15 protein-coding genes, 1 tRNA gene and 1 pseudogene are annotated in these 21,160 nt (G+C 65.7%); 7 read left to right on the top strand and 10 right to left on the bottom strand.

Annotated elements, in window-relative coordinates; genetic code table 11:
* Positions 1-17 precede the first annotated feature (17 nt).
* Positions 18-1,235: an FAD-dependent oxidoreductase gene (locus VIF40_RS15800; protein WP_331938468.1), complete on the top strand. Its 1,218-nt coding sequence runs from the start codon at positions 18-20 to the stop codon at positions 1,233-1,235.
* Here the strand turns inward: VIF40_RS15800 and VIF40_RS15795 are convergent.
* On the bottom strand, positions 1,216-2,193 hold the full coding sequence (locus tag VIF40_RS15795) for a YncE family protein (protein ID WP_331938467.1): 978 nt from the start codon (positions 2,191-2,193) through the stop codon (positions 1,216-1,218). The two genes, VIF40_RS15800 and VIF40_RS15795, sit on opposite strands and share 20 nt — an antisense overlap.
* Entirely contained in the window at positions 2,190-2,735 is a 546-nt protein-coding gene (locus tag VIF40_RS15790) for an SRPBCC family protein (RefSeq protein WP_331938466.1), read from the bottom strand. Before VIF40_RS15790 ends, VIF40_RS15795 begins: the two co-directional genes overlap by 4 nt.
* A 525-nt stretch (positions 2,736-3,260) precedes the next feature.
* On the opposite strand from VIF40_RS15790, the gene VIF40_RS15785 reads away from it, so the two are divergent.
* Positions 3,261-6,890 carry a vitamin B12-dependent ribonucleotide reductase gene (locus tag VIF40_RS15785; protein ID WP_331938465.1) on the top strand — a complete coding sequence of 1,210 codons (3,630 nt, stop codon included), beginning with the start codon at positions 3,261-3,263 and terminating at the stop codon, positions 6,888-6,890.
* 94 nt (positions 6,891-6,984) lie between these two features.
* Here VIF40_RS15785 and VIF40_RS15780 read toward each other — a convergent pair whose 3' ends face one another.
* Complete coding sequence (locus VIF40_RS15780) at positions 6,985-7,554, bottom strand: hypothetical protein (protein WP_331938464.1); 570 nt, start codon at positions 7,552-7,554, stop codon at positions 6,985-6,987.
* A gap of 410 nt (positions 7,555-7,964) precedes the next feature.
* On the opposite strand from VIF40_RS15780, the gene VIF40_RS15775 reads away from it, so the two are divergent.
* Positions 7,965-8,237 carry a hypothetical protein gene (locus VIF40_RS15775; RefSeq protein WP_331938463.1) on the top strand — a complete coding sequence of 91 codons (273 nt, stop codon included), beginning with the start codon at positions 7,965-7,967 and terminating at the stop codon, positions 8,235-8,237.
* Between the two features lie 110 nt (positions 8,238-8,347).
* Here the strand turns inward: VIF40_RS15775 and VIF40_RS15770 are convergent.
* Positions 8,348-9,547 (bottom strand): annotated as a pseudogene (locus VIF40_RS15770) (exopolysaccharide biosynthesis polyprenyl glycosylphosphotransferase).
* Positions 9,548-10,088: 541 nt separating this feature from the next.
* Positions 10,089-11,183, bottom strand: a complete 1,095-nt coding sequence (locus tag VIF40_RS15765) for an NAD(P)/FAD-dependent oxidoreductase (protein WP_331938462.1) — start codon at positions 11,181-11,183, stop codon at positions 10,089-10,091.
* A gap of 163 nt (positions 11,184-11,346) precedes the next feature.
* On the opposite strand from VIF40_RS15765, the gene ilvD reads away from it, so the two are divergent.
* On the top strand, positions 11,347-13,191 hold the full coding sequence (ilvD, locus tag VIF40_RS15760) for a dihydroxy-acid dehydratase (protein WP_331938461.1): 1,845 nt from the start codon (positions 11,347-11,349) through the stop codon (positions 13,189-13,191).
* Positions 13,192-13,244: 53 nt separating this feature from the next.
* Here the strand turns inward: ilvD and pgi are convergent, their stop codons facing one another.
* Positions 13,245-14,891: a glucose-6-phosphate isomerase gene (gene pgi, locus VIF40_RS15755; protein ID WP_331938460.1), complete on the bottom strand. Its 1,647-nt coding sequence runs from the start codon at positions 14,889-14,891 to the stop codon at positions 13,245-13,247.
* 294 nt (positions 14,892-15,185) lie between these two features.
* Here pgi and VIF40_RS15750 point away from each other — a divergent pair, with 294 nt between their 5' ends.
* Both VIF40_RS15750 and VIF40_RS15745 read left to right on the top strand, forming a co-directional pair.
* Positions 15,186-16,010, top strand: a complete 825-nt coding sequence (locus VIF40_RS15750) for a hypothetical protein (protein ID WP_331938459.1) — start codon at positions 15,186-15,188, stop codon at positions 16,008-16,010.
* A 277-nt stretch (positions 16,011-16,287) separates the two neighbouring features.
* Positions 16,288-17,325, top strand: coding sequence for a hypothetical protein (locus tag VIF40_RS15745; RefSeq protein WP_331938458.1), 1,038 nt, complete (start codon positions 16,288-16,290; stop codon positions 17,323-17,325).
* Here VIF40_RS15745 and VIF40_RS15740 read toward each other — a convergent pair whose 3' ends face one another.
* Complete coding sequence (locus VIF40_RS15740; RefSeq protein WP_331938457.1) at positions 17,326-18,315, bottom strand: L-threonylcarbamoyladenylate synthase; 990 nt, start codon at positions 18,313-18,315, stop codon at positions 17,326-17,328.
* Entirely contained in the window at positions 18,312-19,058 is a 747-nt protein-coding gene (locus VIF40_RS15735) for a peptidase (RefSeq protein ID WP_331938456.1), read from the bottom strand. Before VIF40_RS15735 ends, VIF40_RS15740 begins: the two co-directional genes overlap by 4 nt.
* Before the next feature lie 182 nt (positions 19,059-19,240).
* Here VIF40_RS15735 and VIF40_RS15730 point away from each other — a divergent pair.
* Positions 19,241-19,316: transfer RNA gene (locus VIF40_RS15730), tRNA-Ile, on the top strand.
* 73 nt (positions 19,317-19,389) lie between these two features.
* Here the strand turns inward: VIF40_RS15730 and VIF40_RS15725 are convergent.
* Together VIF40_RS15725 and VIF40_RS15720 are read right to left on the bottom strand one after the other, a co-directional pair.
* Positions 19,390-19,521: a hypothetical protein gene (locus VIF40_RS15725; protein WP_331938455.1), complete on the bottom strand. Its 132-nt coding sequence runs from the start codon at positions 19,519-19,521 to the stop codon at positions 19,390-19,392.
* Positions 19,522-20,219: 698 nt separating this feature from the next.
* Entirely contained in the window at positions 20,220-21,128 is a 909-nt protein-coding gene (locus VIF40_RS15720; RefSeq protein ID WP_331938454.1) for a LysR family transcriptional regulator, read from the bottom strand.
* Positions 21,129-21,160 lie beyond the last annotated feature (32 nt).

Here is a 21,160-nt window from a genome sequence, read left to right as displayed (position 1 = left end):
CATCGAGGGAGAGGACGATGGCGCAGACGATCTCCGCGAGATGCTGCGTCGTCGGCGGCGGCCCGGCGGGGCTGATGGCGGGCTTTCTGCTCGCCCGCGCCGGCGTCGAGACCATCGTCCTCGAGAAGCACGCGGATTTCCTGCGCGATTTCCGCGGCGACACGATCCATCCGTCGACGCTTCAGCTGATGTTCGAGCTCGGCCTGCTCGACGCTTTTTTGAAGCTGCCGCACCGCAAGGCGTTTCAGCTCTCCGCCTGGCTGGGAAACCGCAAATTCGTCGTCGCGGATTTCCGCCGCCTGCCGACCTTGTGCAAATTCGTCGCCTTCATGCCGCAATGGGATTTTCTGGACTTCATCGCCGGCGAGGCGAAGAAGCTGCCGAATTTCCGCCTGCTGATGAAGACTGCGGCCGAAGGACTCCTGGAGGAGGACGGCCGCGTCGCCGGCCTGCGCGCTCGCGGACCGGAAGGAGAGATCGAGATTCGCGCCGATCTCACGATCGCCGCCGATGGGCGGACGTCGCTCATGCGCGAATCGGCCGGCCTCGCGGTCGAGAATCTCGGCGCGCCGATGGATGTGCTGTGGCTCGAGCTGCGGCGCGAGGCGGACGACCCAGAGGAGAGCTTCGGCCGTGTCGCGCCCGGCCGCATGGTCGCGATGATCGAGCGCGGAGCCTATTGGCAGATCGGCTATGTGATCGCCAAGGGCGGCGCGCAGGCGCTGCGCAGCCGGAGCATCGACGAATTTCGCGACGCCATCGCCGATTGCGTTCCCTTCCTCGCCGATCGTGTCGAGGATTTGCGCGATTGGGAGGACGTCAATCTGCTCAGCGTGCAGGTGAATCGGCTGAAAGATTGGAGCCGGCCCGGCCTGCTCTGCATCGGCGACGCGGCCCATGCGATGTCGCCGATCGGCGGCGTCGGAATCAATCTCGCGATCCAGGATGCGGTGGCGACCGCCAATCTGCTCGCCGAGCCGCTCGCGGCCGGGACGTTGCGCGACGCGGATGTCGGCGCCGTGCAGAAGCGTCGCGAATTTCCGGCGCGGGTGACGCAGCGGATGCAGCTGTTCATTCAGAATCGGATGATTCGCAGCGTGCTCGCGGCGGACGCGCCGTTCGAGCCGCCGCTGGCGCTGCGTCTTCTGGACGTCTTTCCGGCGCTACGGCAGCTGCCGGCGCGGCTGATCGGCCTCGGCGTGCGGCCGGAGCATATCAATTCATCGCGCGGATGAAAGCCCCGAAGGCGCGCGGGCCGTCGCCGGTCTTGGCCTTGGCGATCACCTTCAAACTGTCGGCGGCGATCGACCAGAATTCATTGGTGAACCAATTGGCGACATAGATCGTCTTGCCGTCGCGGCTCGCCCCTATGCCTTCCGGATATTCGCCGACCTTCACCTGCGCCACCGGCGCGAAGCTCGACAGGTCGAAGACGCTCACCGCCTCGGCATATTGATCGGTGACGAAGCCCCTGCCCTGCGCCAGCGCCACGCAATAGGGCCGCTTGCCGACCTTCACCGTCGCGATCACGCGCCGCGTCGAAAGGTCGATGACGCTGACGTCGTCCGATTCGACATTGGCGGCGTAGGCGCGCTCGCCCTTGGCGTCGATGGTGACGCCGAAGGGATGGCGGCCGACGTCCAGCTCGCCGCGCTTCTCGAAGGACGCCGCATCGACGAAGGCGATCTTATTGGCGTCGCGGATCGCGACGAGGATCGTCTTGCCGTCCGGCGTCACCGCGACGCCCGAGGGGGTGACGCCGACCTTCGCCGTCGCGACGACGCCCGATTCGGGATCGACCGCGAAAAGGCGCTGCTCATACATGTCGGCGACATAGACGCGGCCGCCATCCGGCGCGACGGCGAGGCCGAGCGGGCCGCCCTCCAGCGGGATTTTGCGCAGCACGCGGCGCGCGCGCGTGTCGATGACGGAAAGATATTTGCCTTCGGGACTCGTCACATAGGCCCTGGCGCCGTCAGTGGAGACGGCGACTCCGGCCGGCTTTCCGCCGATCGGCAGAGTGGCCGCCGGCGCCATTGTCGCAAGATCGACGATGGTGAGATCGCCGCTGCCCTGATTGGTGACGAAAGCCTCGTCCGCCGCCGCCGGAGAGGCGACCGCCAGCCCGAGAAGGGCGGCGCGCGCCGCCCTCCGGCAGGAGATGGTGATAGAGATCGCCGATCGGCAGATCATTTGCCCTCGACCTTGGCCTTCAGCGAGGAGAGGCCGGCCTTGTAGAGATCGGACACCGCCTTTATCCCGGCCTCGTCCGAGAGCTCCGGCGGCGGATCATTGTTCGGATAGCCGCGATAGAAGGCGCCCTTCCATTCGACGACGCTCTTGTCGCCCTGCGGCTTCACCGTGATCGTCGAGGAATAATTGTTCACCGGCAGGATCTTCACATCGACCTTCTCGATGCGATAGGCGAGCGTGAAGTCCTTGGCGTCATATTTGGTGAGCAGCTCGTCGATCTCGCCGCCATTCTTCAGCGTGATATGGCGCGTGGCCTTGTCGGGCGTGTTGTCGCCCGTCGCTTCCGTCTTCGCGACGGGAGGCAGCCAGCTCAAATCCTGAAAATTGCCGACGATGGCCCAGATCTTCTCGGCGGGAGCCGCGATCTCGATCGTCTCCGTCACCTTCTGGCGAGAGGGTCCGTGGGCCAACGCGGCCGACGAGGCCAGAGCGGCGAGCGACAAGCCGGCCAGGAACCCCCGGCGCGCGACGACGAATGACATGACTAACCTCCTGCAGGCCTTTTTAGCGCCTATTGCCCCGGCGCCGCCGGCGCGCAACTAACTCCCCGGCGCCCCGCCACGTCAAGACGAGGAAAATCGACCGGGAGAATCATCCCGACCGCCCCATGCCGAAAATGGCGCGCTCTGTCGAGCCTCACGGTGGAGGCCGAGGCGGCTTCTCCCCATAATCCACGACTTTCGGCAACATATTGTCGCGAAATTAATTTCTCACACTATATATTGATAGCAGCTTGACGACGTTCTCGGAGTGACGCACTCTCGGAGTGTCACCTATGACGCAGCGGCGGAAGATCGAAGAGGCCCGACAGCGCGCCCCGAGCGGGCGGCGCTCGCCTCATCGTTCGCCCGCGCTGCGCGCCTTGTCGCGGCGACGGCCCTTTCATCGCGACCAGGTTGGTATCTGCGTTTCCCACGTAGAGTCCCGGACATTCAGCGGTTTCCACACGGCCGACGCCATCGGCCGCGCGCGATTTCGCGCGCATATTTTTCGAGGAATAGGACGAGATGAAGATCGACCGACGCCACACGACAGCCGGCCAGTCCCCCTATGCGGATATCGAGTTTCGTGCGGCGCGTAGCGAAATCCGCAATCCTGACGGCTCGGTGGTGTTCTCGCTCGAGAATATCGACGCGCCGGCCTCTTGGAGCCAGGTCGCGATCGACGTGCTGGCGCAGAAATATTTCCGCAAGGCCGGCGTTCCGGCGCGGCTGAAGCGCTTCGAAGAACATGAGGTTCCGAGCTTCCTGTGGCGCTCGGTTCCCGATTCGGAGGCGCTCGCTCTCCTGCCCAAGGCCGAGCGCTATGTCTCCGAGGCCTCGGCGCGCGAGGTGTTCGACCGCCTCGCCGGCGCCTGGACCTATTGGGGCTGGAAGGGCGGCGCTTTCGACACGGAGGAGGACGCCTCCGCCTTTCAGGACGAGCTGCGCTTCATGCTGGCGCGGCAAATGGCCGCGCCGAACTCGCCGCAATGGTTCAACACCGGCCTGCATTGGGCCTATGGCGTCGACGGCCCGAGCCAGGGGCATTTCTATGTCGACCACCAGACCGGCAAGCTGACCAAGTCGAAGACCGCCTACGAGCATCCGCAGCCGCACGCCTGCTTCATCCAGTCGGTGGAGGACGATCTCGTCAATGACGGCGGCATCATGGACCTGTGGGTGCGCGAGGCGCGCCTGTTCAAATACGGCTCCGGCACCGGCTCCAATTTCTCCAAGCTGCGCGGCGAGAAGGAGAAGCTCTCGGGCGGCGGCTCCTCCTCCGGCCTCATGTCCTTCCTGAAGATCGGCGACCGCGCGGCGGGCGCGATCAAATCCGGCGGCACGACGCGCAGGGCCGCGAAGATGGTCGTCGTCGACGTCGACCATCCCGACATCGAGGCCTTCATCGATTGGAAGGTGAAGGAGGAGGAGAAGGTCGCCGCGCTCGTCACCGGCTCCAAGATCGTCAAGAAGCATTTGAAAGCCGTGATGCGCGCCTGCGTCAATTGCGAGGGGCCGGGCTTCGACTGTTTCGATCCGGAAAAGAACCCGGCGCTGAAGCGCGAGATCCGCGCCGCGCGCCGCGCCGAGGTGCCGGACAATTACATCAAGCGCGTCATTCAATTCGCGCGTCAGGGCTATAAGGAAATCTCCTTCGACACCTATGACACGGATTGGGACAGCGAGGCCTATCTCACTGTCTCCGGCCAGAACTCCAACAACACGGTGCGCGTCACCGACGAGTTTCTGAGAGCCGTGGAGACCGGCGGCGACTGGACGCTGACGCGCCGCCTCGACGGCAAGCCGTCGAAGACGATGAAGGCCAGCGAGCTGTGGGAGAAGATCGGCTACGCCGCCTGGGCCTCGGCCGATCCCGGCATTCAGTTCCACACGACCATCAATGATTGGCACACCTGCCCGGCCGGCGGCGCCATACGCGCGTCGAACCCGTGCTCGGAATATATGTTCCTCGACGACACCGCCTGCAATCTCGCCTCGCTGAACCTGCTGCAGTTCCGCGACGACGAGACCAAGCGCATCGACGTCGACTCCTATGAGCACGCCGTGCGGCTGTGGACCATCGTGCTGGAGATTTCCGTGCTGATGGCGCAATTCCCCTCGCGGGAGATCGCGCAGCTGTCTTACGAATATCGCACGCTCGGCCTCGGCTACGCCAATGTCGGCGGCCTCTTGATGTCGTCCGGCATCGCCTATGACAGCGACGCCGGCCGCGCGCTGTGCGGCGCGCTCTCGGCGATCATGACCGGCGTCGCCTATCGCACCTCGGCGGAAATGGCCAAGGAGCGCGGCCCCTTCGCCGGCTTCGGCGACAATCGCGAGGCGATGCTGCGCGTCATTCGCAATCATCGCCGCGCCGCTCATGGCCAGCGCGCCGGCTACGAAGGCCTCGCCATCGCCCCCGTGCCGCTCGACCACGCCGCCTGCCCCGATTCCACGCTCGTCGCCCGCGCGGCTCGCGCCTGGGACGAGGCGCTGGCGCTCGGCGAGGAGCATGGCTTTCGCAATGCGCAGGTCTCCGTCGTCGCGCCGACCGGCACGATCGGCCTGGTGATGGATTGCGACACCACCGGCATAGAGCCGGATTTCGCTCTGGTGAAATTCAAGAAGCTCGCCGGCGGCGGCTATCTGAAGATCGTCAATCGCGCCGCGCCGGAAGCGCTGCGCGCTCTGGGCTATCGGGAAGCGGAGATCGCCGAGATCGAGGCCTACGCCGTCGGCCACGCGTCGCTCTCCAACGCCCCGGCGATCAACACGACGTCGCTGCGCGCCCGCGGCTTCACCGACGAGAAGATCGCGACGGTCGAGAAGGCGCTCGCTTCCGCCTTCGACATCAAATTCGTCTTCAACAAATGGACGCTCGGCGCGGATTTCCTCACCGGCGCGCTGAAGGTTCCGGCGGCGGCGATGGACGATGCGAGCTTCGATCTGCTCACCCATCTCGGCTTCACCCGGCAGGACATAGAGGCGGCCAATATCCATATCTGCGGCGCCATGACTCTCGAAGGCGCGCCGCATCTGAAGCCCGAGCATTATCCCGTGTTCGACTGCGCCAATCCGTGCGGGCGCACCGGCAAGCGCTATCTCTCGGTGGAGAGCCACATTCGCATGATGGCGGCGGCGCAGCCCTTCATCTCGGGCGCGATCTCCAAGACCATCAACATGCCGAATGACGCGACGGTCGAGGATTGCGAGGCCGCCTATCTCCTCTCCTGGAAGCTGGCGCTGAAGGCCAATGCGCTCTATCGCGACGGCTCCAAGCTGTCGCAGCCGCTCTCCTCCCAGCTCGTCTCCGACGCCGACGACGAGGCGGAGGACGTCGCCGACGAGATCCTCTCCGCCAATGCGCCGGCGCGCGCGGCGGCGATCGCCGAGCGCATCGTCGAGCGCGTGGTGCATCAAGTGGTGCGCGAGCGCGAGAAGCTGCCCAACCGGCGCAAGAGCTATATTCAGAAGGCGACGGTCGGCGGCCACAAGGTCTATCTGCACACGGGCGAATATGCCGACGGGCGCCTCGGCGAGATTTTCATCGACATGCACAAGGAGGGCGCGGCCTTCCGGAGCCTGATGAATAATTTCGCCATCGCCATCTCGCTCGGCCTGCAATATGGCGTGCCGCTCGAGGAATATGTCGACGCCTTCACCTTCACGCGCTTCGAGCCGGCGGGCCCGGTGCAGGGCAATGACGCGATCAAATATGCGACCTCGATCATCGACTATGTGTTTCGCGAGCTCGCCGTCTCCTATCTCGGCCGCAACGATCTCGCCCATGTGTCGCCCGAGGATCTCGGCCATGACGCGCTGGGCAAGGGCGAGCAAGAGGGCAAGGCCTCCGAGAGCGCCTCGTCGGTCGTGTCGAAGGGCCTGCTGCGCTCGAAGACGGATCGGCTGATGCTGGTGCGCGGCGGCGCGACGGCGCTACGCGAGAACGTCGCCGAAGAGGCGGAGCCGCCTTTGTCGGAGCTCGGCTGGACGACGCCGACGCGCCCGGTGGAGAACGTCGCCGAAAAGCGCGCCGAGGCCCGGATGAAAGGCTATGTCGGCGAGGCCTGCCCCGAATGCGCGAACTTCACCCTGGTGCGCAACGGGACATGCCTGAAATGCGAGACCTGTGGAAGCACGACTGGGTGTAGCTGAACATATCGGCGCTGCGCGTCGTCGCGCAGATTTTTCGATGCGGCTCGGCGGCGAATATTGCTTTCGCCGCCGAGGACACGAAGACGCTCGCTCCTCACATAGGCGCGTCGGGCACGCCATGCACATGCACGTCGCGACCCGAATGCTTTGTGAGAATATCGACAGCGCTCTTTTCATGCGCTTCGTCGCGCGTGCGCACCCACAGCAAAATCCCGCCGTGATCCAGCTGCTCTTGAAGATGTTGCGCGTGACGCTCGCCGATCAGCTTCGCGAATAGAGCTCCGACGAGCCCGCCGCCGCCGCCCGCGATCGCAGCCGCAGCGAGCGCCGCCGCCATCGTCCCTCCGCTCGCGAATATGAGCCCGGCGGCGCCGATGGCGCCGATATAGCCGAGGCCGCCGACCAGAGCGCCTTGCGCCTCGCCGATCGATTCCGGCGATATATAGGCGCCTCGGGGAACACCGGCGGCGTCCGCGACATCCGCGGCCTTCTCATAGGCGTGGCCGAGCTTTTGCTCCACCGTCTGCTCGCCGGCCATGAGGCTGATGTCCGCCCGGTCGAAGCCCGAAGTCTGCAATTCGTCGATCGCCTCCTGCAGCGTCTCGGACCTGTCGAACACGCCGACAGCTTCGCGCGCTTCACTGATCTCGTCGCCGGACGCCATGCGATCGCCTCCTCGTGGATATCGGACGCACGCTGCGACACGCCCGACGTCTCAGATATCGTCGCGCGCCGACGCTTCAATATGCGGCGTCGCAACACGCTTTTCGAGGACGCCGTCGGCGCGTAACGGCGAAGGTTCCGGCTCGCTGCGCTATCCGCGAAAAATGCCGCGGCGCGAGCCACCGCCGCGGCGGCAAACCGTCGGAACCGCGCCCCGTCCCGACAGGAGGCCCGAAGCGCCTCGACTTCTCCCGTATTTCCTGCAACGAATGCGGTCTCGATAAAATGCGGCGTGTTTCGCGGCCTCGGAACTCGGCGTCCATTTGCGTCGGAGCAGCGCGCGCGCCGTTTCTTGCATGAGCCGCCGAGAGGCGTAGGCTACGGCCGAAGACGCGCCAGAGGAGATCGACCTTGGCCGAGGAAAAGACATTCACCCGAGAGCGCCCCAAGACAGTCGGCGAGCTGATCGAAGACTTGCAGAAGCTGCCGTCGGCGGCGCGCGTCATGCTGCATGGCGGCGAAGACAGCCTTTATGATTGCAGCGCGCCGATGATCGAGCTGGTGATGATGAATCGATATCCCGACAGCAAGGAGCATCTCGGCCCGCACCGCCTGTCGAGCGGCATGGACGCCGATAAGGCCGTCGGCGTCGTGATCATAAAGGATCCGATCAGGGAATTTTGATACGGCGCGACGCGGGTCGCGGCGTCGGCGCGGCCGATTTCGCCTCGGTCCGCGCCGCCGCATGGCCGGCAAAACGCGGGCCGACGATCCCCGCGCGGCTTCGCTTCGGCTCAATAGGCGCGAGAGTCGTGAAGCACCATCATCATCGTCCGAAAGATGATGCCGATATCCAACAATAACGTCCAATTATCGATATAATAGAGATCGCAGTCCACCCGGTTCCGCAGCTTGTCCAGAGTGTCGAGCTCGCCGCGAAAGCCCTGGACCTGCGCCCAGCCGGTCATGCCCGGCTTCACTCTGTGGCGCACGGCGTAATAGTCGACGAGCTCGTCGAGGCTTCGCCCGTCGGTCTTGGTGGACAGCGCATGCGGGCGCGGCCCGACGATCGACATATCGCCCAGGATCACATTGAGCAGCTGGGGCAATTCGTCGATGCTCGAGCGGCGGATCAGACGCCCGATGCACGTGACCCTCGGATCGGCGCGGCTCGTTTGAACCGAGGCGTGCGGATCGGTCTTCTCGACGAACATCGAGCGGAATTTCTACAATGCGAATATGCGTCCATTGAAACCGACGCGTCGCTGACGAAAGAAGATCGGGCCGGGCGAGTCGATCTTGATCGCCATGGCGGTCAACGCCATCAAAGGCGCGAGAAGAACCAGGGCGCAACTCGCGAGCACAATATCTTCGAGCCGTTTGAACCAGAGGCTCCAACCATGGATCGGCTCCTCTATGCCGCAAAAGGAAATGCGGTCGCCGAATTTCGCGACATCGACCACATCCGCCAGAACGCGCCGATCCGCGGGCAGAACGAACACTCGTGTCGACAAATGCCGCAGCAGATCGAGATTGCGGAGCACGGTCGGGATTTTGTCCCATGGCGCTGCGAGATAGACGTGATCGATCTCGTCCTGGACGATGCGTTCCGACAAATCCGCGAGCTCGGCGAGATCGTCGAATTTCGCATGTCCGACGACGAACTCCTCATTATGGGTTTGGCTCTCGATCTCCCTCGGATGCAGCGGATCGCAGAACACGCCGATCGACAAGGCGCGGTGAACGAAGGCGCTCTCCGCGAGCGACTGCCGGATGCGCTTCAAGACGATCGCGCGCGCCGCGATCGCGAGCATCGTGCTGGTCCCCGCCCAAGAAAAGAACCAGAGGCGGGAATAGCTCTCCGCCGATTTCGTCGCGGCGGCGATGCAGATCATCAAGGCGAAAGTGCACAAAATGGACAGAGACGCGCGCCGCAGCACATGTCGGCGATCCAATATCGTGGGCGTTCGATAGACCTCGAAGATATGCGCCAACCCGTAATGCAGGGCGGCGGCGAAAAAGATCGCCCAGATTTGCCATTCCTGCGGCGACCACGCGGAGGCGCCGCCTGTCGCGCCCGCCAGACCGACGCATAGGAAGCCGGCCGCGACCAGAGCGAATATATCGAATGCGGCAAAGCCGGCGGCGAAATTATACAATGAAAAACGCGTCGACTTCCGCGTCGATCTGCGCGACCAGGCGACCTCGCGCGAGTCGCAAAAATCTAACCACATACTCGTCAACCCCAAAAATATCCGCAAGTAATCTACCTTAATTTTTTATGAACGCAAGCGGCGCGCTTTTAAAGGCGACAAGTCCAAACGGCGAATTCATCCGGGAAACTCGGGACAGCGTCGTCGCTCGCGGGCTTGCAGCCGGGATTGCTCGAATCAATGCCGCGCTCCGAGATCGCGCAGGATCGGTCTATTCATCCCGCCGCTCTTTCCGGAGATGACCGCCGCCGAGCAGGACCGCGTCCAGCCGGCGTTGGCGCAGGCCTGTCTCCTCCAGGAGCCGGCGCCGAGCGCTGAGCGCTCATTCCAGCAGAGATGCGGCCAGATCGCCGAGCGACAATGAGGCGGTGAGGCCCGGGCTCTCTATGCCGAACAGGCAGACCAGCCCGGACAGGCCGTGATCCGCCGGACCGCTAACGCGAAAATCGGCCGCGGGCGCGCCCGGCCCGGTCAGCTTGGGCCTTATTCCGGCATAATCCGGGCCGAGCCTTTCGGCGGGCAGCTCGGGCCAATAGCGGCGGATGCGCTCCGCGAAGGCGGCGCGGCGCTCCTCCGCGACCAGATAATTCTCTTCGTCGATCCATTCCACATCCGGGCCGAAGCGCATGCGCCCGGCAAGGTCCAGCGTGACATGCACGCCCAGCCCGCCGTCGACCGGGGCGGGATAGATCAGACGCCCGAACGGCGCTCCTCCCGAATAGACGAAATAGCTCCCCTTGGCGAGAATGAGCGGCGGGATCGAGCCGGGCTCGAGCCCTTCTATGGCGGCGACGAAGGCCTGGGCGCGCAGGCCCGCCGCCACGACGAGAAAATCGACGTCGACCGCACCCGGCTCGGCGCCGCCGAAGCGAACGCGCCAGCCCTCGCCGGCCCGCTCCGCTCCCAGCGCCGGAGTCGTTAGGGCGACCGCGCCGCCGCGATCCTCGATCTCGCCGCGCAGCGCCAGCATGAGGCCATGCGCGTCGATGATTCCGGTCTGCGGGCTGAGCACAGCGGCGGCGCAGGAGAGCGCCGGCTCGAGGCGTCGCGCCTCGGCGCCGGCCAAAGCGACGAGGCCGTCGACGCCATTGGCGATCCCATTCGCCAGCAGAGCTTCGAGCTTCGCCTCCTCGCCCGGCTCGGTGGCGACGATCAGCTTGCCGAGGCGCCGATGTGCGACGCCATGGCTCTCCGCGAAAGCATAGAGCGCGCGCCGTCCGTCGACGCAGAGCCGGTGACGCAGGCTGCCGGTGGGATAATAGAGCCCCGCATGGATCACCCCGCTATTGCGGGAGGAAACGCCGCCGCCGACGACATTGGCCGCCTCGACGACGATGACCTCATGGCCTTTCGATGCGAGGGCGCGGGCGATCGCCAATCCGACCACGCCGGCGCCGACGATCAATGCATGCGCCATCGGCCTCCTCCGCGCGTCGGCAGGATCAGCCTAGTCCTCCATGACCGAAGTTCAAGTTGCAAAGGCCATGGCCGCCATGGCCGGCCTGCTCGGCGGGTTGCCGGGGCCTGCTCCTTGGGATAGTTCATCTGCGATACGCCCCTAGAAGAGAAGAGAGCCGCCCATGCCGCCGTTCCGCTCACGCACCACCACCCATGGACGCAATATGGCGGGCGCGCGCGGCCTGTGGCGCGCCACCGGCATGAAGGACGGCGACTTCGGCAAGCCGATCATCGCCGTCGCCAATTCCTTCACGCAATTCGTGCCCGGCCATGTGCATCTGAAAGATCTGGGCCAGCTGGTCGCGCGCGAGATCGAGAAGGCAGGCGGCGTCGCCAAGGAGTTCGACACGATCGCCGTCGATGACGGCATCGCCATGGGCCATGACGGAATGCTCTATTCCCTGCCCTCGCGCGAGATCATCGCCGACAGCGTGGAGTATATGGTCAACGCCCATTGCGCCGACGCTCTCGTCTGCATCTCCAATTGCGACAAGATCACGCCCGGCATGCTGATGGCCGCGCTGCGGCTGAACATCCCCACCATCTTCGTCTCCGGCGGCCCGATGGAGGCCGGCAAGGCTACGCTGCATGGCGAAAGCCATGCGCTCGATCTCGTCGACGCCATGGTCGCCGCCGGCGACGACAAGATCAGCGACGCCGATGTCGACGTCATCGAGCGCTCGGCCTGCCCGACCTGCGGCTCCTGCTCGGGCATGTTCACCGCCAATTCCATGAACTGCCTCGCCGAGGCGCTCGGCCTCGCCCTGCCCGGCAATGGCACTGTGCTGGCGACGCACGCCGATCGCGAGCGCCTCTTCGTCGAGGCCGGTCATCTCATCGTCGATCTCGCCCGCCGCTGGTACGAGCAGGACGACGCGAGCGCGCTGCCGCGCTCCATCGCGAAATTCGAAGCCTTCGAGAATGCGATGACGCTCGACATCGCCATGGGCGGCTCAACCAACACGGTGCTGCATATTCTCGCGGCGGCCTATGAGGCGGAGGTCCCCTTCACCATGGCCGACATCGACCGCCTGTCGCGGCGCGTGCCGGTGCTCTGCAAGGTCGCGCCCAGCGTGCCGGATATTCATCTCGAGGATGTGCATCGCGCCGGCGGCATCTACGCCATTCTCGGCGAGCTCGCGCGCGCCGGCCTGCTGCATACGGAATTGCCCACCGTCCATGCGACGACGCTCGGCGAAGCGCTGGCGCGCTGGGACGTGCGCGTCTCCAATAGCGAGAGCGTTGCGACTTTCTATCGCGCCGCGCCCGGCGGCGTGCCGACGCAGGTGGCTTTCAGCCAGAGCCGGCGTTTCGACGCGCTCGATCTCGACCGCGAGAAGGGCGCCGTGCGCGACGCGGACCACGCTTTCTCCAAGGACGGCGGCCTCGCCGTGCTGACCGGCAATCTGGCGCTCGACGGCTGCATCGTGAAGACGGCGGGCGTCGACGCCTCCATTCTGAAATTCGCCGGTCCGGCGCGCCTGTTCGAGAGCCAGGACGCCGCCGTCGACGCGATCCTCACCGGCAAGATCGTCGCCGGCGACGTGGTGGTGATCCGCTATGAGGGGCCGCGCGGCGGTCCGGGCATGCAGGAAATGCTCTATCCGACGAGCTATCTGAAATCGAAGGGCCTCGGCAAGGCCTGCGCGCTCATCACCGACGGCCGCTTTTCCGGCGGCACATCGGGCCTCTCCATCGGCCATGTCTCGCCGGAGGCGGCCGAGGGCGGCCTCATCGGCCTGGTGAAGGAAGGCGATCGAATAGAGATCGACATTCCCGCGCGCTCCATCCGCCTCGCCGTTTCCGACGAGGAGCTGGCGAAGCGCCGCGCGGCGGAGGAAGCGCGCGGCAAGGACGCCTGGAAGCCTGCGGCTCGCGCGCGCAAGGTCTCGAAGGCGCTGCGCGCCTATGCGGCGATGACGACGAGCGCCGCCCGCGGCGCCGTGCGCGAAGTGCCGGAGGCGTAGAGCGCGGCATTGCGCGGCGCGGGGAAGACGCGAGCCAGCAGCCGACTCACGGCTCAGGCCCCGTCCTTCTCCCGCCGCCAGGCGATGAGTCCCGCGGTCGAGGCGTCGAGCCCATCGAGCGGCGCATTCGCATTCTCGACGATGGGCGCGAGGCGATTGGCGAGCTCCTTGCCGAGCTCCACGCCCCATTGATCGAAGGGGTTGATGTCCCAGATCACCGATTGCACGAAGACCTTGTGCTCATAGAGCGCGACGAGCCGACCGAGCGTGCGCGGATCGAGCCGCGAATAGAGCAGCACGCTGCTCGGCCGATCTCCCGAGAAGACCTTATGCGGCGCGAGCTCCTCGACGCGCGCGGCGTCGAGGCCTTGCGCCGCGAGCTGCGCCTTCGCTTCCTGTAGCGTGCGCCCGCGCATGAATGCTTCGCTCTGCGCGAGGCAATTGGCGAAGAGCAGCGCATGGTGATGCGCGTCGGCGTCGGTCGGCTCGGCCGCGATCAGGAAATCGATCGGCGTGACGTCGGTTCCCTGATGCAGCAATTGAAAGAAAGCGTGCTGGCCATTGGTTCCCGGCTCGCCGAAGACGATCGGCCCCGTCGCGAATTCGGCGACGCCGCCGTCGCGCGTCACCGATTTGCCGTTCGACTCCATGTCGAGCTGCTGCAAATAGGCGGGAAAGCGCGCGAGGCGCTGGTCATAGGGAATGACGGCCTGCGCCGCCCTGCCCTCGACGTCGCGATGGAACACGCCGATGAGGCCCATCAGAACCGGAATATTGCGCTCGAGCGGCGCGCTGCGGAAATGCTCGTCCATATCGAAGCCGCCGCGCAGAAATTCGGTGAAATTCTCCGGGCCGATGGCGATGACGAGAGCGAGTCCGATGGCCGACCAGATCGAATAGCGTCCGCCGACCCAATCCCAGAAGCCGAAGACGCGCGATGAATCGACGCCGAATTCGGCGACCTTGTCGAGCCGCGTCGATACGGCGGCGAAATGCGCGGGCACCGCCGCCTCGCCCAGCGCCGCGACGATGAAGGCGCGCGCGCGCGCGGCGTTGACCATCGTCTCCTGCGTTGTGAAAGTCTTCGACGACACGATGAACAAGGTGCGCGCCGGATCGAGGCCGGCGAGCGTGTCGCCAATGTCGGCGCCGTCGAGATTGGCGACGAAATGCGCGCGCGGCCCCGCTTTCGCGAAAGGCGCGAGCGCGCGCGCGGCCATGGCGGGACCGAGGTCGGAGCCGCCGATGCCGATATTGACGATATCGGTGAATGGCTCGCCGCGCGCCCCGCGCAGCGCGCCCGAGCGCACCGCGCGCGCGAAGGCGTAGACCTTCTCCCGCTCCGCCTCGACGGCGCCGCGCACATCCTCGCCGCCGACGATCAGCGGCCGCTCCGAGAGATCGCGCAGCGCCCAATGGGCGGCGGGGCGGCGCTCGGTGAGATTGACCGACGCGCCGGCGAACAGCGCCGCGCGCGCGCCTTCGAGATCGGCGGCGCGGGCCAGCGCGATCGAGAGCGCGATCGTCTCGTCGGTGATTCTGTGCTTGGAGAAATCGAAGAGGAAATCGTCCAGAGGGACGGAGAAACGCGCAAATCGATCGGGATCGGCGGCGAAGAGATCGACCGCGCGCAAGAAGCGCAACTGCTCGGCATGCGCTCGCAGCGCCTCGATCGCCTCGACGACTTTCGAACGGGACATTCTGGACCGCCTCAGAAAAATGACGACGTCACAGGGCCGACGACGGCCCCGCCCCCGTCCTCGGGACGAGCAAAACGCTCGATCTCCGATCCGAGGGGCGAAACATAGAGCACAAACACGCGATCCGAGCGAGTCGGCGTCGCTCACGAGAGCTTGTCGCCGACGCCCGAGCCGTATAGCCTTTGCTCGATCCTTGCAGTTTTCGTATGGCGTCGGTGAATCGTCGATGAATAGACGACGCGCACTCGCCCCTTTTTCATGCTCGTTCCGGCGACCGTCGGAGGAGACGAGACGATGTCTGATATTCGAGACAAAGCGCGTGAGATTTTAGACCGGGCCTTGCCCGCAGGGCAAATCATCACCTCGAACGGGGCCACCGCCTCGAAATACACGCAAATGACCGGACTGACGCAAAAGGCGCTCGCCGACAATTGGGCGCATGGCGGCATCATGACCGGCTGCAACGGATTCACCGGCTGGTACGGCGCCCAATTGGGGTCGAAGACCTATCTCGGCGGTTTCGATCTGCAAGGGATAGCGACAGGCGCCGGACGGCCCGAGGCCTGGATTCCCTCGACCGCCGACAATCGTCCGCAATATGGCGACATATTGCGGCACGCCTCGTTTCACGTCGATGTCTGCTGCGGCTATGACGGCGCGAAGCTGCTGCGCGCGGCGGGCGGCCAGGGCGGCCCGAAAATGGGTTGCGACGTCATCAAGCGCCTGACCGGAGCCGGACCCTACAGCCCCGCCAATCTGCTGGGCTGGATCGATATCGACGTCTATTTTTCGGAATCGGCCTGCCCTGTCGATCCCGCCCTGTCCTGGCTCTATGGGTGGTGGCAGGTCTGGGACGGCAAATACTATTATTACTGGTTCGGCCCGAGAGGCGACGTCCGTTACGTCAAGTCACGACCGGCTGCTGGCGCGGCGGGCCCATCGCGCCCGAATAATCGCGGCCGTTATCGCGTGGAGCCGCCCTGTCGGCTGATCATCGACTGGAGCCCAGTGGACGGCCAGTCGACCCGCGAGACCTTCTGGAACGCATCCGCCGGCGCGCGGTCGATGAATGCGAATTCGAGCCGCTATTCGCCGCTGGTGGCGACCAGGCTCGGCTGATAGGCGCCAGCCTTCGCCTCAGCGCGAGGCGCGCCGCCTGCGCTTTTCCAAAATCCGAACTTTTCTCGGGGCTTCGCGATTTTCCCGATCTCGCGATCGCGATTCTCCCGTCCTCACGTCACGCGCTCGCCCCCGACGGCTGCGCTCCTCGCACGCCTCACGCCCTCCACGCGAAGCGCCGCGCCGCATCGCAACGGCGAAATGCGTAGGACGCCCTATATTATGACAGTCGCATGTGAGAATTGTTTCGATTGGATGACATCGGAGGACATTCGGAATGCGGCAGATTCCCCTGCTCGATGTGCGCGAAGGCGGGCCTATCGCCCATGCGGCGGCGCGCGTCGCGGCCGCCTTGGCGCTGCGCGACGCCTGCCTCGCGCCCATGCCACGCTGGGGCCATGTCTGCCTCGCGCCGGTCGACCGTCTGGCGCGAGCCTGGCTGCGGAAATCGGCGTCCCGCTATTTCGAGGATCTGGAGCGCATCGCCGAGATTTTGGGGTTTCACGGCGCGGCGACGCTCAACATGTCCTATCTCTTCGCCTGCACCACACAGGCCTTCGTCGATCCGTTCGGCGCGCCGACGATCCGTCGCTCGCTCGACTGGCCCTTTCGCGGCCTCGGCCGTGGCGTCGAGATCGCCTGGGCCGCGGGACCGGCTGGCGGCTTCTACAATGTGACCTGGCCCGGCGCGGTCGGCGTGCTGACGGCCATGGCTCCGGGCCGCTTCTCGGCGGTCATCAATCAGGCGCCGATGCGCCGCCGCGTCGACGGCGCCGCCGGCTTTCCTTATGATTTCGCGCTCAATCTGACCAATGCGCTGAAAAACGAGACCGGCTGGCCGCCCGATCATCTGCTGCGCTACGCTTTCGAGACTTGCGCGACCTTCGAGGAGGCGGTCACGCTGCTCTCGCGCGAGCCGCTGGCGCGGCCGGCGCTGTTCACCCTCACCGGGACGAGGCCGCATGAGATCGCGCTGATCGAAAGGACGGAGCGCGACGCCGAAGTTTTGCGCGGACCGGTCATCGTCGCCAATGATTGGCAGGACCCGCGCTCCGGCTGGCGCGGACGCATGGGCCCGGAGAACAACGAAGCCCGCCGCGCGCTGATGCGGCAGACCCCGGCCGGCGCCGAATCTTTCGCCTGGGCGATTCCGCCCGTGCTCAATCACACCACGCGTCTCGTCGTCGAGATGACCTCGGCCCGCGACGACGGCTTGGCCGCTCGCGGCTATGAATGCGCGCCCTGGCGTCACCTGCCGGAGCCGGCGACCGCGGATTTCCGCCTCTGCGACGGCGCCGCGGCAATCGCCGCCTGACTATTTCGGCGCGGCGGCGCGGCGGAGCCGATCATTGATCGCTTCGCCGAGCCCGCGCGCCGGAATCGGCGCGACTGCGACCAAAGCCGCGCCGCGCGCGTCCAGCTCGCGCAGATAGAGGAAGAGATTGGCCGCCGCCTCCTCGAGATCGGCCGCCGGCGACAAATCCAGGATCGGCCCACGCCCTTCGCGGGCGCCGAAACAGCCGCCGAAGTCCAGTCCCGCCTCCCCCTGGCGCAGCTCGTCCGCCTCCAGCCGCAGCCGCGCCCGCGGCGCATAATGCGAGGCGGTCATGCCCGGCGCGACGATCGCCGCCGCGCCGCCCTCCCCCGCGCCGCCCTCGCCCGCCTCGAGCGGCGCGCGCAAAATCTCCTCGAGCGCCTCCCTCGTCAGCGCGCCGGGCCGCAGCAGCCGCGGCCGCTCGCCGAGCACGGAGACGATCGTCGATTCGACGCCCTTATCGGCGCGCCCGCCGTCGATGACGAGATCGACGCGCTCGCCGAGATCCTCCAGCACATGGCGCGCCGTCACCGGGCTGACATGGCCGGAGCGATTGGCCGAAGGCGCGGCGATCGGCCGCCCGGCGGCCAGAATCAGCGCGCGCGCCACCGGCGCGGACGGAACCCGCAAGGCGACGCTGGCGAGGCCTGCCCTCGCCGCCTCGCAGACCGAGCCGCCCGCCGCCCGCGGCGCCACCAGCGTCAGCGGCCCCGGCCAGAAGGCCTCGGCGAGCCGCAGCGCCGCCGCCGGCAGCTCCGCCTCCCGCCGCGCGGCGTCGACGTCGGCGACATGGGCGATGAGAGGATTGAAGCTCGGCCTGCCCTTGGCGGCATAGATTTTCGCGACCGCCGCCGCCGAAGCCGCATCGGCCCCGAGCCCATAGACGGTCTCTGTGGGAAAGGCGACGAGGCCGCCCTCGCGCAAGAGGCGCGCGCCCTTTTCGATCGCCTCCTCGCCGGCCGGCGCGAGCCGAGCCGCGCCGCGCGTCATCGCGCCGCGCCGTAGGGCGGCGTCGGAATAGCGATATGCGCGGCCCGGAGCGCCCGCGACCAGCTCTCGCGCAAATCACGAAAGTAAGGATCGGACCCGTCGATGCGGGTCGAGACCTCGGTGCGCAGCGCGTCGCGGCGCAACAATGCGACATCGATGGGCAGACCGACGGAGAGATTGGAGCGGATCGTCGAATCCATGGAGATGAGCCCGATCTTCAGCGCATCGAGCACATCGGTGTCGAAGCTCACCGCGCGGTCGAGAATCGGCTTGCCGTATTTGTGCTCGCCGATCTGCAGATAGGGCGTGTCCTGCGTGCATTCGATGAAATTGCCGGCGGTATAGATCATGAAGAGGCGCAGCTGGCCGGAGCCGATCTGGCCGCCGAACAGCAGCGACACGTCGAAGCTGACGCCGGAATCCTCGGCCCCCTCGCCGGCGATGGCGTGAGAGCGCCGCACGGCGCGGCCGACCAGCTGCGCGGCCTGCAGCATGCCACGCGCGTCGACGAGCCGCTCGAGCTCGTGGGTCTCGGGATTTTCGAGGCCTTCCGCGAGCAGAGTGACGGCGCCCTGAGTGACCGAGAGATTGCCCGCGGTGGCGAGCATCATAACGCGCTCGCCCGGCTGCTCGAAGACATGGAGCTTGCGAAAGGTGGAGATATTGTCGAGCCCGGCATTGGTGCGCGTGTCGCCGATCATGACGAGGCCGCCGCGAACGAGAATGCCACAACAATAGGTCATCGCCGCTCCGATGCGCTGGCCCGGCTCCGGCGCTGGGCGCATCCGGCGGGCGGGCGCGGCAACTTATCCCATCGCAAGGGATTTCGTCGCGCGAAAATCCGCCGGCGCCCAATTTTCGATCGGACGTTGCGGCGCGGCGCGAATCCGCTATAGGAACGGTGATCCCGGCCGAAACGGCGGCTGGGCCGGTAGCTCAATGGTTAGAGCCGGCCGCTCATAACGGTCTGGTTGTAGGTTCGAGTCCTACCCGGCCCACCAATGAAATCAAATGGATAAGATCGAAATTGAATTTGGTGGCCTTGATGGTCCACCGAATAGACCACCGAAACGCTCAATGGCGCCCGATCGCTAACGCCGCCTCGCCTTGATAGTCGAGCGCGAGATGACCGTAATGATTGATGATCATTTGCTCGCCCGTCCCGACGAAATCCGCGACTATGCGAGTCGGCAGTCCCTTCGCCACGAGCCAAGACGCCGCGGAGTGCCACAGCGTATAAGCCGTGACTCCCGAATCGAGCCCGGCAAGTTTCACGGCACGACCCAGAGCAACCTTGACGCTCCCGATAGGCGCGCCGTTGAAAGTAACGACACGACGGGTGGTTAGTCCTAGGACGTCAGACACAGAACCTCGACCCACACTACTTTTATCACCTGCTGGGCTCAGAAACGCTCTATGGGGAGTTCGAAAGGCTCGCGGCCGGAGCAACGGTAAAAACCTCAATATTGATCTCGTGAGAAGTGTCGAGGTCCTATACCCGCCCCTCGATGAGCAGCGGCGGATCGCGGCGATCCTCGATCAGGCGGACGACCTGCGGCGCAAGCGGCGGGAGGCGTTGGGGCGGCTCGACCTGTTGTCAGTCGCCGTTTTTCGCTCGGCATTGGGAAGCTGTGCGACCTCGTGCGCGGTAGTTCCCCGCGCCCGCAAGGGGACCCCCGATATTTTGGCGGCCCTGTACCTCGTCTCATGATCGCCGACATCACAAGAGATGGAATGCATGCGACGCCTTCGATCGATAGCCTAACGATTGAAGGGGCACGTAAAAGTCGGCCTATGGAAGCCGGTTCGGTCAATCAGACGGGTCGAAATTGAAACAGCGCGCCGAAAATGTGATCTCGATCACCAAAAGCGGCGGCGTCCTACGACATCGACGCGCGGCGCGCTCAAACCTCGCCTGCGATATCGCTCGCAACCTCGGCGATCAGAGACCGCAGCCAGCGATGGGCGGGGTCGTGGCGGTAGCGCATGTGCCACGCCATCTCGACCGGGAAGGTTCCGAGATCGACGGGCGCCGGCAGCACCTTGAGCCGTCGGTCGTCGGCGAGGCGGCGGCAGATCAGGCGCGGCAAGGTCGCGCAATAATCGGTGACCGCCACCATCTCCGCGACGGCGAAGAAATTCGTCACCGAAATGGCGACGTCGCGCCGCAGCTCCTGTCGCGCCAGCGCCTGAAACAGCCCCACGCGCAGGCGGCCGGGTGGAACCACATTGACGTGGCGCAGCGCCTCGAACTGCTTCCTCGTGATCTTGTCGCCGATTTCAGGGTGGTCCGCCCGCACCACGCAGGCCAGGCTCTCCTCCATCAGATGCTGCACGACGAGATTGTCCGGCGGGTCGACGATACGGCCGAGAACCATCGCCGTGGCGCCGGAAACGACCCCGGTCTCCGCGAGGTCCGCGCCATAAGGCGTGAGACGCAAGGTGACGCCCGGCGCGATCCGCCCGAGCCGCGCGACGATCGCCGGGGCCAGCACATATTCGACATAGCTGTTGGGCGCGATGGTGAAGAGACGCTCGGCCTTCGCCGGATCGAAATCCTGTTGGCCCAGCACGGCGTCGTCGAGCTTCGTCAGCGCATCGGCGATCACCGGAGCGAGCTCCAGCGCGATCGGAGTCGGCTGCACGCCGTAACGCCCACGGATGAAGAGCTGATCTTGCAGCATCGCCCGCAGCCGCGCCAATGCATTGGACATGGCCGGCTGGGTCATGCCGAGCCGCTCCGCCGCGCGAGTGACGCTGCGCTCCTCCATCAGGGCGACGAAGATGGGCAGCAGGTTCAGATCATAGCGCATCAGTTATAATCTCATACCTATATCTAGAATAA

The sequence above is a fragment of the Methylosinus sp. genome (assembly GCF_036560965.1).
Lineage (GTDB): Bacteria > Pseudomonadota > Alphaproteobacteria > Rhizobiales > Beijerinckiaceae > Methylosinus.
This window is presented reverse-complemented; position numbering and strand designations above follow the sequence as displayed.

Coding starts and splice junctions, on each gene's coding strand:
- VIF40_RS15800 (WP_331938468.1), top strand. CDS start 18: ATGGCGCAGACGATCTCCGCGAGATGCTGCGTCGTCGGCGGCGGCCCG.
- VIF40_RS15795 (WP_331938467.1), bottom strand. CDS start 2,193: ATGATCTGCCGATCGGCGATCTCTATCACCATCTCCTGCCGGAGGGCG.
- VIF40_RS15790 (WP_331938466.1), bottom strand. CDS start 2,735: ATGTCATTCGTCGTCGCGCGCCGGGGGTTCCTGGCCGGCTTGTCGCTC.
- VIF40_RS15785 (WP_331938465.1), top strand. CDS start 3,261: ATGAAGATCGACCGACGCCACACGACAGCCGGCCAGTCCCCCTATGCG.
- VIF40_RS15780 (WP_331938464.1), bottom strand. CDS start 7,554: ATGGCGTCCGGCGACGAGATCAGTGAAGCGCGCGAAGCTGTCGGCGTG.
- VIF40_RS15765 (WP_331938462.1), bottom strand. CDS start 11,183: ATGGCGCATGCATTGATCGTCGGCGCCGGCGTGGTCGGATTGGCGATC.
- ilvD (WP_331938461.1), top strand. CDS start 11,347: ATGCCGCCGTTCCGCTCACGCACCACCACCCATGGACGCAATATGGCG.
- pgi (WP_331938460.1), bottom strand. CDS start 14,891: ATGTCCCGTTCGAAAGTCGTCGAGGCGATCGAGGCGCTGCGAGCGCAT.
- VIF40_RS15750 (WP_331938459.1), top strand. CDS start 15,186: ATGTCTGATATTCGAGACAAAGCGCGTGAGATTTTAGACCGGGCCTTG.
- VIF40_RS15745 (WP_331938458.1), top strand. CDS start 16,288: ATGCGGCAGATTCCCCTGCTCGATGTGCGCGAAGGCGGGCCTATCGCC.
- VIF40_RS15740 (WP_331938457.1), bottom strand. CDS start 18,315: ATGACGCGCGGCGCGGCTCGGCTCGCGCCGGCCGGCGAGGAGGCGATC.
- VIF40_RS15735 (WP_331938456.1), bottom strand. CDS start 19,058: ATGACCTATTGTTGTGGCATTCTCGTTCGCGGCGGCCTCGTCATGATC.
- VIF40_RS15720 (WP_331938454.1), bottom strand. CDS start 21,128: ATGCGCTATGATCTGAACCTGCTGCCCATCTTCGTCGCCCTGATGGAG.